General features: G+C 66.1%; 13 protein-coding genes. 3 read left to right on the forward strand and 10 right to left on the reverse strand.

Going from position 1 to position 12,451, the window contains the following annotated elements; all coding sequences use genetic code 11:
* Positions 1-119 precede the first annotated feature (119 nt).
* On the forward strand, positions 120-962 hold the full coding sequence (locus BLW48_RS08830; protein ID WP_093174078.1) for a metal-dependent hydrolase: 843 nt from the start codon (positions 120-122) through the stop codon (positions 960-962).
* Between the two features lie 12 nt (positions 963-974).
* Here BLW48_RS08830 and BLW48_RS08835 read toward each other — a convergent pair whose 3' ends face one another.
* From BLW48_RS08835 to BLW48_RS08870, 8 genes are all read right to left on the reverse strand, one after another.
* Positions 975-1,565: a hypothetical protein gene (locus BLW48_RS08835; protein WP_093054383.1), complete on the reverse strand. Its 591-nt coding sequence runs from the start codon at positions 1,563-1,565 to the stop codon at positions 975-977.
* Between the two features lie 251 nt (positions 1,566-1,816).
* Positions 1,817-2,047, reverse strand: coding sequence for a hypothetical protein (locus tag BLW48_RS08840; protein ID WP_007836713.1), 231 nt, complete (start codon positions 2,045-2,047; stop codon positions 1,817-1,819).
* Between the two features lie 22 nt (positions 2,048-2,069).
* Entirely contained in the window at positions 2,070-2,405 is a 336-nt protein-coding gene (locus BLW48_RS08845) for a hypothetical protein (protein WP_093054381.1), read from the reverse strand.
* Positions 2,406-2,422: 17 nt separating this feature from the next.
* A complete protein-coding gene (locus tag BLW48_RS08850; RefSeq protein ID WP_093054379.1) occupies positions 2,423-3,334 on the reverse strand; it encodes a DUF6999 family protein in 912 nt (303 codons plus the stop codon).
* Positions 3,318-5,234, reverse strand: coding sequence for a StlD/DarB family beta-ketosynthase (locus BLW48_RS08855; RefSeq protein ID WP_093174080.1), 1,917 nt, complete (start codon positions 5,232-5,234; stop codon positions 3,318-3,320). Before BLW48_RS08855 ends, BLW48_RS08850 begins: the two co-directional genes overlap by 17 nt.
* Before the next feature lie 3 nt (positions 5,235-5,237).
* Positions 5,238-6,179, reverse strand: a complete 942-nt coding sequence (locus tag BLW48_RS08860) for a fatty acid desaturase (RefSeq protein ID WP_093174083.1) — start codon at positions 6,177-6,179, stop codon at positions 5,238-5,240.
* Positions 6,160-6,933 (reverse strand): sterol desaturase family protein, encoded by a 774-nt coding sequence (locus tag BLW48_RS08865; RefSeq protein WP_093054373.1) that lies wholly within the window; start codon positions 6,931-6,933, stop codon positions 6,160-6,162. Before BLW48_RS08865 ends, BLW48_RS08860 begins: the two co-directional genes overlap by 20 nt.
* Positions 6,934-6,942: 9 nt before the next feature.
* Positions 6,943-8,517, reverse strand: a complete 1,575-nt coding sequence (locus BLW48_RS08870; RefSeq protein WP_093174085.1) for a phospholipase D family protein — start codon at positions 8,515-8,517, stop codon at positions 6,943-6,945.
* A gap of 141 nt (positions 8,518-8,658) precedes the next feature.
* On the opposite strand from BLW48_RS08870, the gene BLW48_RS08875 reads away from it, so the two are divergent.
* Positions 8,659-9,213 carry a peroxiredoxin gene (locus BLW48_RS08875; protein WP_093054369.1) on the forward strand — a complete coding sequence of 185 codons (555 nt, stop codon included), beginning with the start codon at positions 8,659-8,661 and terminating at the stop codon, positions 9,211-9,213.
* 67 nt (positions 9,214-9,280) lie between these two features.
* Positions 9,281-10,714 (forward strand): aldehyde dehydrogenase family protein, encoded by a 1,434-nt coding sequence (locus tag BLW48_RS08880; RefSeq protein ID WP_093174086.1) that lies wholly within the window; start codon positions 9,281-9,283, stop codon positions 10,712-10,714.
* 14 nt (positions 10,715-10,728) lie between these two features.
* Here the strand turns inward: BLW48_RS08880 and BLW48_RS08885 are convergent, their stop codons facing one another.
* Positions 10,729-11,649: a ZIP family metal transporter gene (locus BLW48_RS08885; protein ID WP_177142301.1), complete on the reverse strand. Its 921-nt coding sequence runs from the start codon at positions 11,647-11,649 to the stop codon at positions 10,729-10,731.
* An 11-nt stretch (positions 11,650-11,660) separates the two neighbouring features.
* Positions 11,661-12,296 carry a superoxide dismutase gene (locus BLW48_RS08890; protein ID WP_093174088.1) on the reverse strand — a complete coding sequence of 212 codons (636 nt, stop codon included), beginning with the start codon at positions 12,294-12,296 and terminating at the stop codon, positions 11,661-11,663.
* Positions 12,297-12,451: the final 155 nt, after the last annotated feature.

A 12,451-nucleotide genomic window follows, 5' to 3' on the forward strand; every position in this document is an offset into this window, starting at 1 on the left:
CATTTTCCTACGTCTCGGTACTTGACAGTACCAATTCACAATTGCAACATGGCGGCATGCGGTACTGATTTGTACCAACCATCCATCCACGCAGCTCTGCTTTTCCCGAGGCTTGCTTCATGACCGATCTCGTTGTCCGCCGCCTTCTGATCGACCTGCAACCGCCCTTTGCCCGCAACTGGTGCGGCGGCGATGCATTCTCGACCGCTTTCTTCAACGCCCTGTCGATGAGTTTCCCTTTCGGCGAGCAGTTCTTCATCGACGCGGTGCGCGACGCCGTAGCCACGCTGCCGGCCGAAATACAGGAAAAACACAAGGCCGACGTGCGCGGCTTCATCGGGCAGGAAGCCACGCACCGGCGCATTCATTCGCTCTTCAACAACCATCTGGAAAGCCAGGGCCTGGTCGACGGCTGGACGGCGCGCGCCAGCAAGCGCATGGCCCTGATGGAAGAAGCCGACCCACGCCACGCGCTGGCGGTGACGGCGGCCACCGAGCATTTCACGGCGATGTTCGCTGAGTGGCTGCTGGCGCACCCGCAGGTCCTCGACGGCGCCGAGCCCCGGCTGCGCACCATGTGGCTGTGGCACAGCGCGGAAGAGCTGGAGCACAAGAGCGTGGCCTTCGACGTCTACCAGGCCGCGGGTGGCTCCGACGAATGGCGCACGCGCTGGTTCCGCCGCGTGACGATGATGTTCCTGGGCGACCTGATGCACCAGACCATCGACAACCTGCGCCACGAAAAGCAACTGTGGAAATGGTCGACCTGGAAGAGCGCCGCGCGCATCCTGCTGAGCCGCGACGGCCTGCTGCGCGGCAACCTGGCCGGCTGGCGCAGCTACCTGCGCGCGGACTTCCATCCGATGCAGCAGGACAGCAGCCTGTCGGAGCGCTGGCTGGCGGACAACCGTGCGCAGTACACGCCAGTGGGCTCGGCGCCTGAGGCGGCCGCTGCCGGCTGACGGGCAAGAAATTCAGTAGAAATTGGCGCGGTGCGGCGCGCCGCTGCCGGCCTGCTGTTGCTGCTCGGGGCGCAGCGTCAGGTCGTGCAGGGTGTCGAAATCGGACGGAGCATCCGGCACGCGCATCACCACTTCGAGCTCGTGCATCGACGCAACCCAGCGGCCTGCGGGCGATTCGGCCGGCTCGTCGTTGGCGAACACACCGTCGCGAATGTAGAAGGTCTCGCCCTCCGGGCGCTCGGCATGCAACTCGATCAGGCGCGCGATCGAGAAGTTGTACGTCACGAGCTTCTCGCGCGTCTTGCGGTCCTTGCCACCGCAGTTGAACGAGCCTTCGGCGGCGATGACGATGCAGGAGCCGTCTACCCCGCCGTCCATCTCGATCTCGTTGCCCGAGCGCCAGATGGCATTGGGCAGGCGCACGCGCACCTTGTCGATCACGAGGTCGCGCTGCTTGTTGAGGCTGCCCAGGGGTGGCACCAGCGAACGCAACTGCCGCAGGCGCTCGGCGAAGTTGTCGTCCATCAGGAATTCGACGTGGTGCGTGGCGCTGCCGGACGAGCGCTTGACCACCTGCATGACCACGTGGCGCGACTTAGCCATGGCAGGGCCCCTTTGCAAGCGTTGAATTCCATGTCCCGCGAGGGGCGTCGACGGTGTGGCTGCAATTCATTGGAAATCGGCTACTAGTAGAACTTTAGATTACATGCAATTACATGCATCATTTGTGTCCAACTGTATAACGATTGCCGGCAATGCGGAAGGCCATTCCGTGACTTATGCACGAGGAAATGTCTCCAAAATGCCTCCCCAATGTGCTAGCAGGCGCACTGCCAGCAGCCGGGGTCAATCCCCTATTCGAGGGATTCGTCGAGCGCCTTGCAGGAAGGCGCGCACACGGTCTGGGACTTGCCCAGCACTTGGCGCGTACGCAGCTGCGAGCGCACGCGGTGCTTGCCGCACATGAAGCACGACATGGTCGCGCCGCTGAACGACGCCGAGGCGCGGAACGGCGAACCCGGCGTCTTGGACTTGTAACGCAGCCCATCCGCCACCACTGCCGTCTTCACTTCACCCTTCGCCATGCGTCTTGTCCTTGCTGTTCAGTTATGCACTGCGCATTGCGCGTGCAATGGCTTCCCGTGCGCTGATTTCAGCGGCCAGGGAAGCGTCCAACGCCGAGCGGCAAAGCCCGGCGTGCTTGTAATTGAGGTTCTCGTACACCTCGGCCGCGGCCGGATAGGCATCGAGCAGGCGGCCTAGTTCGGCGCCCTGCTCGACGTCCTCGAACTCATGCACGAGGTGCTCGACCACGGAGCGGTACTGCTCTGCGCCTACGGGCACAGGGCTGTGCTCAAGCTTTTCCAGCAGTTGCGCCAGCACGTGGGTCACTGCCAGATCGGTCTTGGGAGACGGATTATCGGTCGTGTTCATGGTTTCCATCTGGGGGCAGCATACGCCTATGCAAGTGGCTGCTCGTATAGGGATGTCTCCGGCTCCCCCGCCTTTTGCGCCGCCTGCATCCGCTGGAGCAGGCTGTGCAGCATCTCGGTCGAGAGCCCGTGGATCACCAGCCGGTGCCCCGCCCGCAGGGTCGACAGGGGCACCAGCGGATGCTTGTTGTTGACCAGGATCAGGTGTTCGGGCGCGTTCAGGAGCGTCGCCGTGTAGATGCCGATGGTTTCGTCCAGCTGCAAGGAATTGGCCGCGCGCCAAAAATCGTTGTCCGTGAGCATCAGCTGGTAGAGCGGCGTGAACAGCTCGATGGCGCTCTGCAGGTCGAGAAAATTGAGCTTGCCCTGGGGCATGTCCTCCAGCCGCAGCCCTGGCTCCCTGATCATCGAGAAATCGACCTTCTCCGCCTTGCACAGCGCCACGCCCTTGTCGCGCAGCGCCTTGTTCAGCCGGATCACGAAGTTGAAGAGGTTCAGGTCGTGCTTCAGGAACATCTCGTCCTTCAGCGCGTCTATGTCGGCCGGCTCCAGCGGATTGGTGGCCACCGGAGCCGGCGAATTCCGCCCGATGAAGGCCAGCACCTGCGAGCCCAGGTGAAAGTGCCGCAGGATGAGCCAGTTGGCCTCCGGCGACACGAAGCGCTTCAGCCCCCAGGCCAGAAACCGGTGCAGCAGCATCGAATGCGACCAGTTGCGCGGCACGAACACCTTCACGATCTGGATCAGGATGATCGTCAGCCGCGCGATCGGCCGCAGGAACGGCAGCAGATACTGCCGCGAGCCCGAACTCGAATCGGCCAGCCACGCCGCCTTGACGTTGTCGGGCAGCGGCGTGCTCTGGTCGAGGTACAGCGCGAGCCAGGGGCTGGGGTCGCGCTCGTCGTGCGCCTGCGTCAGGAAATCAGGTGTTCGATCCATGGGGCATACGCTCCGTGATGTGCTGGAACTGCATCAGGTACAGCGCGGCCGTGTGGCGCGCGGTGTCTGTGATCTGGCGGGCGGCGCGCGCCTGCCCTTCCACGGCCATCACCATTTCGACCGCCGTGAGCCAGCGGCTCAGGTGGTGCTCGTCGTTGTGGCCGTGGTATTCGAGAAAACGGAAGGCATCGGGCGGCAGCTTCAGGCTGGCCTTCAGCAGCGGCAACAGCGCCGGCACGATGCGCTGGCCCGTGCCCTCGATGATGTAGATCGCGCCCAGCAGGCCGATCGGGTCGCGCGTGGCGGCCAGGCCGTGCAGATAGGCGTTGAGCGCCTCGCCGCCCGGGTTGCGGCGCAGGTCCTCGATGCGCTCGACCGTGCCGCCCGCCTTGCGGTAATCGCTGAAGAGGATGTTGAAGTCGTTCTGCTCCTCGCCCGCGTGCACGCCGATCAGCGAGGCCAGCACCTGGTACGGCTCGCTCAGCGAGGCGGCGCCTTCGCGCATCCACAGGCTGCCCTCGCGCACCTGCGGCACCCATTGCTCCATCCAGTTCAGGTAGTCGGGCACGGCAAAACGGCGCTCGCGGATCTGGCGGACCAGCGGCGTGCGCCAGACGCGCGAGCGGTAGTCGTGCCAGATGGCGGCCAGCTCGGTGAGCAAGACGCCGAGTCCTTCGGGTGCGGCGGTCGGATCGTGCGGCGGGGCGATCACTAGGTCGTCGTCGGGCACCGCTGCCGCTCGGGGCGCCACCACCACGGGCGCCGCATCGGCTGCCTCGACTTCGAGCAGCATGTACGCCGCCATGAAGCGCCCCGATTCCGGCACGTAGCAGAAGATCTGCTCGCCGGGCTTCAGCGTCTTGGTGTGCAGGAACTCAGCCAGCATCACGAGGATCGACGCTGCCCCGGTGTTGCCGCGCCATGCGAGGTTGCTCCACCAGCGCTCGCGCGGAATCGACAGGTCGGCCTTCGCCATCAGGTCCTCGACCACCGGAATGAATTTCTCCGAGGAGTAATGGCACAGGAAGTGATCGACCCGCTTCGGATCGACCCAGCCGTCGCGCACCAGCCCCGCGTACTCGTGGATGCCGATGTCGAACAGATGCGGCAGCAGGCGTATGTCCTGCCGCAGCGACAAGGCGCCCGCCGCCTCGGCCTCGGCCCAGGAGCCGAAGTCGAGGTGGCCGCGCGCGCGGTCTTCGGTCAGGCCCAGCTGCATGCAGACCGGGTAGTCGCCCGAGAACGCACGTTGATGCACCCACTTCAGCTTCAGGCGCAACCCAGGCGCGCCGGCCAGTGCGGGCGTGCCGTCGGACAGCAGCAAGGCGCCCGCGCCATCCGACAGCATCCAGCGTAGAAAGTGCGAGTCGAAGTCGGTTTCATAGCCGCGCGCCGCGAAGCGCGAACGCTTGAAGAGGCGCGACGGCATCTCGCTCGCCACCGCCATCGCCGAGCGGTGCGCGCCCAGCTCGATGCCCTGCGCGGCAGCCTGGATCGCCGACACGCCCGCCGCGCAGATGCCGTGCACCGAATGCGTTTCCATCGGCTGCGCCGCCAGTTCGCCCTGGATCATGTTGGCGAATCCCGGCATCAGCGTGTCGCCACCCGAGGAGCCGCTGGCCAGCAGCGACACGCGCGACAGCTCCGCCCCGCCCCGCCGCAGGCAATCGCGGATCGCGCCGGCCGCCAGCTGCGCGTTGGTGTGTTGCGTCACGCCTTCCGCATCGATGGCGTAGTGCCGCGTGAGGATGCCGTTCTCCGCCAGGATGCGCCGCTTGATGCGCTCCGACATGCGGTTCAGCGGCGCGATGTACGCGTCCATGCGGTCGTTGGGAATGGGCTCGCCCGGCATGAAGTAACCGGCGCTTTCGAGATAGACGCGTTGGAATGAGACAGGCATGGTTCAGGTGATGGATGAATCGGGAGGCATCAGCGGGCGGCTGCGAAAACGCGGCCACACGGTCCCCAGCACGAACACGCGCACCATGTACGGCACCAGCCCGCCCTCGTTGAGCACAGGATCCACCCGCGCGCGGTAACGCGTGCGATGCAGATGCGTGAGCTCGGACCAATGGGCATGCGGGTTCTCGTGGTGTGCGGTGTGCAGGCCGATGTTGAACAGCAAGGGGTTCACCAGCCCCTCGAAATTGCGGGCGTAGTTCAGCTGGCTACCCGAGGTATCGCTCGGCGCCTCCTTGCGCACGGGTTTTCGGCCGTCGGCGTGCGCGTGCTGCAGGTAGTTGGTCGCCAGCAGCCAGTGCAGGCCATGCAGCTGCGGCACGATCACAAACAGCAGAGCCTTGCGCCAATCGAGCGCCAGCAGCACCGTCCAGCTGACCAGCCACAGCACGTACTGCGCCATGCAGTAGCGCCATGCGCCGCGCCGATGCTTCTGCAGCCGCGCCAGCCACGCGAAGAACACCGGAATCAGCACCCACACGGCCTGGAACGGATGCAGCAGATAGCCCCGCAGATGATTGGTGTCGCCACCGAAGCGGTAGGTGCGCGCCACGTCCCTCGGCCCGTGCCGGTGGCGATGATGGTTGGCCACGTGCGCGGGCCAGAACACGAAGGTCGGGTGGCCCTGCAGCAGCGTGATCCAGAAATCCGTCAGCCGGTTCATGCGCCGCCCGCGCCACATGCGCAGGTGCACGTGGTTGTGATGGATCACGCCGACGCCGAGCGTCAGGAACAGCATCAGCCCATACAGCAGCGCGTTGAAACCGTGGAGCCATTGCCACGCCGCCAGCGCAGGCAAGGCGGCGAGGTAGGCAAGGCTCTGCCAGTCGCGCCAGTGGCGCAGCCCCGGCAGGCGACGGCTCGCGTCAGGCCGCGGTCGCGCCATGCTTCTTTCGGAAAGCCTGAAGCACCGGCTCGGCTGCATCGGCCGCAATGCGCGTCCTGAAGAGCCGGTCCATGAACGTGAACTGGAAACCGTAATTGCCGTTGTGCACGGCATGGTGCAGATGGTGGCGGCGGCTTGCCGCGAACCAGTGGCTGTACGACACGCCCGTGAAGAAGTCGTAGTTCGAATGCCCGATGCAGTTGAAGAACAGGCTGAACACCGGCACCGCCGCCAGCGACCAGAAGCTGAAGTCGTGCACCACCATCGGCAGCAGGATCACGTTGCCGAGCATCAGCGCCTCGACGGGATGAAAGCTGTAGGTCGCCCACGGCGTGGTCACGAACGAACGGTGATGCGGCCCGTGAAAGCGCCGCAGCCAGCGCGTGTGCAGCAATCGGTGGTTGATCCAGAAATGCACGTCGTTCCAGAACGCGAGCCCGAGGATCTCGACCGCGATCTGCCGCCACCCCGCATCGCCGTCGAGCCGCGCCCAGCCGAGCTGAAGCAGCCCCCACGGAAACACCATGCCCAGCCCGAAGATCAGCACCGACACGCCCGACTGCCCCAGCTCGCGCCGCAGTTGCCCCGGCTGCAGCGGCCGCGGATCGAGTTCGCGCCCGATGCCCAGCGCCGGCAGCACGCGTTTCGTCAGCAGCCACGTGATGCCGCCGAAGCCGAGATAGATACCGCCGAAAAAAAGCACGCCCCACAGCATGACCTGCGGGGCGGACAACGAAGTGAAGGTCTGCGCCATCCCCCGAGGCTACAACAGCATCTCGGGAACGATCGGCGCTATGAGCATGTTGTAGAAGCGCTGGAAGAAGCTCGACTCCGGCTCCGAGGTCAGGATCACTTCTTTCTCGCCGTCGTTCGTCAGCCATTGCAGCGTGCCGGTGTCCTTGGCCAGCCGCAGCCGGTAGGAGTTCTGCAGCTTGCTGATGTTGATGACGCGCATCATCTCGCGCGCCAGCTGCGGGCTGTCGACCACCAGCCCCATCTCGGTGTTCTGGCTGGCCGAGCGCGGGTCGAGGTTCATCGAGCCGATGAAGATGCGTGTCTTGTCGATGGCCGCGGTCTTGGCATGCAGCCGCCCGAGCGACTTGCCGAACATGCCGAAGCGCTCGCCTGCGCTGGTGCGCTGCGGGCTCAGCTCGTACAGGTCGGCCCCGCCTTGCAACAGCCGCTCGCGATAGCGCGCGTAGCCGGTGTGCACCAGCGGCTCGTCGTTGGCGGCCAGCGAATTGGTCAGCAACGTGAGCTTGACTTTGCGCCGGGTCAGGTCCTCGAAGGCCTCCATGCCGCGCTCGCCCGGCACCAGGTACGGCGAGGTCATGTCGACCTCGGTCTTGGCGTCGAGCAGCAGCGCCCAGACCTTCATCGTCACGCTGGTGGAGATCGCCTCGTCGGCTGTCATGGTCGCGGGCTTGGTGGGCGGGTCGGCGATGGCACGGGCCTCGCCCCACAGCAGGCCCATGCGGCCGCCGTCGAGCTCTTCGGCAATGGGGCCGTAGCCGAGGATGTCGGACGGCGGCAGCACGATCTTCGGCGGCGGCGCGGCCATGCCCACCCAGTCGTCGAAGTCGGTGCCGGTCGGCTTGCGGCCGCCCTCGCCCGTCACGATGTCGGCAATGGGCCAGACCTGTTCGCTGTTCCAGTAGGCGTCGAAGATCGACTCGAGCTGCGGCACCACCTTGCCGACCACCAGCGCGTCCATGTCGATGAAGTTCTGCGCCTCGCTCAGCACGAAATACTCGTCGGCGATGTTGCGCCCGCCCACCACCGCCATCACGCCGTCGGCAATGAAGAGCTTGTTGTGCATGCGGTGGTTGAGTCGCGGAATCTCCCACGGCGACGCCGCAAAGCGCGAGAGGAAACCGTTGCGCCCGCAGCAGAACGGGTTGAACAGGCGCACGTCGACATTGGGCGTCTCGGACAGCGCCAGCAGCAACTGCTGGCTCTTCACTGTGTACAGGTCGTCCACCAGCACCCTCACCTTCACGCCTCGGCCTGCGGCCTCGCGCAGCGTGCGCAGCAGCAGGCGGCCAACGGCGTCGTTCTCGAGCTGGTAGTACTGCACCACCAGCGAGCGCTGGGCCCGCTGAGCCAGCTGGATTCGCGCATCGAGCGAGTACACGCCCAGCGGCATCAGCCGGAACCCCGAGTGCTCGTCGGGCGGCGTGGAGGCGGCGACGATCTTCGCCAGCGTGGTCGATGGGTCGGCCGAGGCGGCGAACTCGGCGGGCCGCTCCCGCGCCGGCGGCAGCGAGCCGCAGGCGCCGAGTGCCGCTATCAGGACGCCCGCGAGCGCGATGCGCAGAAACGAGAGCCAGGTGTTCATGATGGTTCGCCCATTGCTTGGTGCTTCCCGCCGTTTTTCGGTTGTTGTGTTCAATACGCCGGCCAGCCCGCGCCGGTTTCAAAGGCCCATTCAGGGGATGCTCAAGCCTAGAATTCGCTCCACATCGCTCGGAGTTACATCATGGCTCGTTCGCACCTCCATCGCATCGCATGGATGACGATTTTTGCAGCCCTTGCCCACCCTGCCTGGGCCGCCCTGGACATCGGCGACCCCGTGCCCAAGTTCACCGCCAACGCCGCCCTGGGCGGCAAGACCTTCCGCTACTCGCTGGCTGATGCGCTCGCCAAGGGACCGGTGGTGTTGTACTTCTTTCCTGCGGCAGATTCCAACGACTGCTCGATCGAGGCCCACGCCTTCGCCGAAGCCGTCGACCAGTTCGCCGCGCTGGGCGCCACCGTGATCGGCGTCTCGGCGGACGACATAGGTACCCTGTCGAAGTTCTCGGTCAAGTCGTGCCAGAGCCGATTTCCGGTGGCGTCGGACGAGAACAAGACCGTGATCCAGGGTTTCGACGCGCTGATGCAGACGCGGCCGGACTTTGCCAACCGCCTGTCGTACGTGATCTCACCAGACGGCAAGGTCGCCTACTACTACCAGAACCTGAATCCGGACAAGCACGTGGAGCGCATGTTGAATGCCGTGAAGGCGCTGCCGAAGGCCACCGCCGCCAAGTAGACACGAGCAGAGGGACGCCGGGCCGCCCGGCCACGGATTGCGCGTGCTTCGCGCAAAATCCAGCCCCATGCAGCTCAACTACATCGCCAACGCGGACGTCCCGTCCTCATCCGGCCGCACCCTGCCGGTCATCGATCCTTCCGACGGCCAGGCCTTCGACGAAATCCAGCGCAGCAATGCCGCCGACATCGACTCCGCCGTGCGCGCCGCGCGCGACTGCTTCGAGGGTGTGTGGCACAAGGTCAGCGCCGCCGACCGCAGCCGCCTGCTCTACAAGCTCTCGCAAAAGATCGCCGAGCACGTCGACGAACTGGCGCTGATCGAGCAGCGCGACTGCGGCAAGCCCGTCAAGCAGGCGCGTGCCGACGCGGTGGCGCTGGTGCGCTATTTCGAGTTCTACGCCGGCGCCTGCGACAAGCTGCACGGCGAGACCATCCCCTACCAGGACGGCTACAGCGTCTTCACCTGGCGCGAGCCGCACGGCGTTACCGGCCACATCATTCCGTGGAACTACCCGATGCAGATCTTCGGGCGCAGCGTGGGCGGCGCCCTGGCGGCGGGCAACGTGTGCGTGGTGAAGCCGGCCGAAGACGCCTGCCTCTCGCTGATCCGCGTGGCGCAGCTGGCAGCCGAGGTCGGCTTTCCGGCCGGCTCGCTCAACATCGTGACGGGCTACGGCCATGAAGTGGGCGACGCGCTCGCGCGGCACGAAGGCATCGACCACATCAGCTTCACCGGCAGCCCGAAGATCGGCACGCTGATCCAGCAGGTGGCAGCCGAGCGGCATTGCCCTGTCACGCTGGAGCTGGGCGGCAAGAGCCCGCAGATCATCTTTGCGGACGCCGACCTCGACGCGGCCATTCCCGTGGTCATCAACGCGATCGTGCAGAACGCCGGCCAGACCTGCTCGGCCGGCTCGCGGGTGCTGATCCAGCGCGGCATCTACGAGCCGCTGCTCGAGCGCCTGGGCCATGCCTTCGAAGCCCTGCGCGTCGGCCCCGCGGCCATGGACCTCGACGTTGGCCCTCTGATCCGCCAGACGCAGCAGCAGCGCGTGTGGGACTTCCTGAGCGACGCGCAGCATGCCGGCATCCCGATGGTGGCGCAGGGCATCGTGGTCGAGGAAGCACCCGAGACCGGCTTCTACCAGGCGCCCACTCTGCTGCGCGACGTGCCGGTCGGGCATCGACTGGCGCAGGAAGAAGTGTTCGGCCCGGTGCTGGCCGCGATGTCCTTCACCGACGAAGACGAAGCGGTCGCGCTCGCCAATGCAACGCAGTTCGGCCTGGTGGCGGGCGTGTGGACCGCCGACGGTTCGCGCCAGTTCCGCATGGCCAAGCGCGTGCGCAGCGGCCAGGTGTTCATCAACAACTACGGCGCGGGTGGAGGCGTCGAATTGCCCTTCGGCGGCGTGAAGTCTTCAGGCTACGGGCGCGAGAAGGGCTTCGAGGCGCTGTACGGTTTCACCACGCTGAAAACCGTCGCCGTCAAGCACGGCTGACCGCGCGGGGCTGGTCAGGCCAGCGCGGTGTCCAGCAGCATCATCAGCACGAAGCCGATCATCAGCCCGCTCGTGGCAAAGGCTTCGTGCCCCTTGCGGTGCGACTCGGGAATGATCTCGTGGCTGATCACGAACAGCATCGCGCCTGCCGCAAAGCCAAGTCCCCAGGGCAGCAGCATCGCCGAATGGCCGACCACGGCCGCGCCCAGCACCGCACCCAGCGGCTCCACCAGCCCCGAGGCCATGCCGATCAGCACCGCGAACATGCGGCTGTAGCCGGCGGCCAGCAGCGCCACCGCGACCACCAGGCCCTCGGGCACGTCCTGGATTGCGATGCCGGTGGCCAGCGCGTCGGCGCGCAGCCCGTTGTTGGCCGCATAGCCCACGCCGATGGCCAGGCCTTCGGGCACGTTGTGCAGCGCGATCGCAAACACGAAGAGCCAGGTGCGGCGCAGCTGCCTGGCGGCCTGGCCTTCGCGGCCCTTGATGAAGTGTTCGTGCGGCAGCACGCGGTCCATCAGCATCAGCACGATGCCGCCGAGCAGGATGGCGGAGCCGATCACCCCGCCCGCCGCCCAGTTGCCGCCGCCGAACACGCCCACATTCTTTGCGGCCTCCAGGCCCGGGATGATCAGCGAGAAGGCGCTGGCCGCCAGCATCACGCCGGCGCCGAAGCCGAACAGCGTGTCCTGCAGCCGCTCCGGGAGCTTCTGCGAGAACAGCACCGGCAGCGTGCCGAGCGCGGTCGCCAGCGCGGCTACCGAGCCGCCTAGCAAGGCATTCCATACCAGCGGATCGCCGCGCACGAACTGCCAGAACTGCAACACGCCCACCAGCACGCCGGCCGCGACGATGGCGAAGCCGACCCACTCGCGGATCGGGCGGGCCTGCCTGGGTTGCCGTCCTGCCATCGCGCGCTGCTGCGGCTCGTTCATGGGCCTGCTCCTCAGCCGCCGGTCGCGGCGGCGTGACGCCGGGCCACCTCGGCCCAGTTCACGACGTTGTAGAAGGCCGCGATGTATTCGGGGCGGCGGTTCTGGTACTTGAGGTAGTAGGCGTGCTCCCATACGTCGAGCCCGAGGATCGGCGTGTTGCCAGAGCCGATACCGCGCATCAGCGGGCTGTCCTGGTTGCCGCTGCTCTCCACGGCGAGCTTGCCGCCGGGGCCTGCCGACAGCCACGCCCAGCCGCTGCCGAAGCGCGTGAGGGCGGCCTTGGTGAAGGCCTCCTTGAAGGCGTCGAAACCGCCCAGGTCGGTGTCGATGGCTTCCGCGAGCGCCCCAGTAGGCGTGCCGCCACCGCCCTGCCCGACTGGCGCCATCACGGTCCAGAACAGGCTGTGGTTGGCGTGCCCGCCGCCGTTGTTGCGCACCGGCGCGCGCAGCGCCTCGGGCAGCTGCTCGACGTTGGCGATCAGTTCTTCGACCGGCGTTCCCTCGTGCGGCGTGTCTTTCAGGGCCGCATTGAGGTTGTTCACATAGGTCTGGTGGTGCTTGCCGTGGTGGATTTCCATCGTCTGCGCGTCGATGTGCGGTTCGAGCGCATCGAAGGCATAGGGCAAGGCTGGCAGGGTGTACGGCACGGTCGAAAAGCTCCTTGGTTGGAAGAGCCCTTTGCGTTGTCGACGTGTTGCGTATTCAGGCACCTAAATGGTAGGAATTCTCATTGTCCACGTCAAGACATCTGCGGCAGAGATGACGCAAACCGGCCATTTCAGGAAGCTTTCGGCAACGATAG

Origin of the sequence: Variovorax sp. YR266, assembly GCF_900107295.1 — a bacterium.
In the GTDB taxonomy this organism is placed as follows: domain Bacteria; phylum Pseudomonadota; class Gammaproteobacteria; order Burkholderiales; family Burkholderiaceae_C; genus Variovorax.

Excerpts from the sequence above, each read along its gene's own strand:
- BLW48_RS08840 (WP_007836713.1), bottom strand. The coding sequence starts at position 2,047 with ATGGCGAAGGGTGAAGTGAAGACGGCAGTGGTGGCGGATGGGCTGCGT.
- BLW48_RS08860 (WP_093174083.1), bottom strand. The coding sequence starts at position 6,179 with ATGGCGCGACCGCGGCCTGACGCGAGCCGTCGCCTGCCGGGGCTGCGC.
- BLW48_RS08875 (WP_093054369.1), top strand. The coding sequence starts at position 8,659 with ATGGCTCGTTCGCACCTCCATCGCATCGCATGGATGACGATTTTTGCA.
- BLW48_RS08830 (WP_093174078.1), top strand. The coding sequence starts at position 120 with ATGACCGATCTCGTTGTCCGCCGCCTTCTGATCGACCTGCAACCGCCC.
- BLW48_RS08845 (WP_093054381.1), bottom strand. The coding sequence starts at position 2,405 with ATGGAAACCATGAACACGACCGATAATCCGTCTCCCAAGACCGATCTG.
- BLW48_RS08865 (WP_093054373.1), bottom strand. The coding sequence starts at position 6,933 with ATGGCGCAGACCTTCACTTCGTTGTCCGCCCCGCAGGTCATGCTGTGG.
- BLW48_RS08885 (WP_177142301.1), bottom strand. The coding sequence starts at position 11,649 with ATGAACGAGCCGCAGCAGCGCGCGATGGCAGGACGGCAACCCAGGCAG.
- BLW48_RS08880 (WP_093174086.1), top strand. The coding sequence starts at position 9,281 with ATGCAGCTCAACTACATCGCCAACGCGGACGTCCCGTCCTCATCCGGC.
- BLW48_RS08850 (WP_093054379.1), bottom strand. The coding sequence starts at position 3,334 with ATGGATCGAACACCTGATTTCCTGACGCAGGCGCACGACGAGCGCGAC.
- BLW48_RS08870 (WP_093174085.1), bottom strand. The coding sequence starts at position 8,517 with ATGAACACCTGGCTCTCGTTTCTGCGCATCGCGCTCGCGGGCGTCCTG.
- BLW48_RS08835 (WP_093054383.1), bottom strand. The coding sequence starts at position 1,565 with ATGGCTAAGTCGCGCCACGTGGTCATGCAGGTGGTCAAGCGCTCGTCC.
- BLW48_RS08855 (WP_093174080.1), bottom strand. The coding sequence starts at position 5,234 with ATGCCTGTCTCATTCCAACGCGTCTATCTCGAAAGCGCCGGTTACTTC.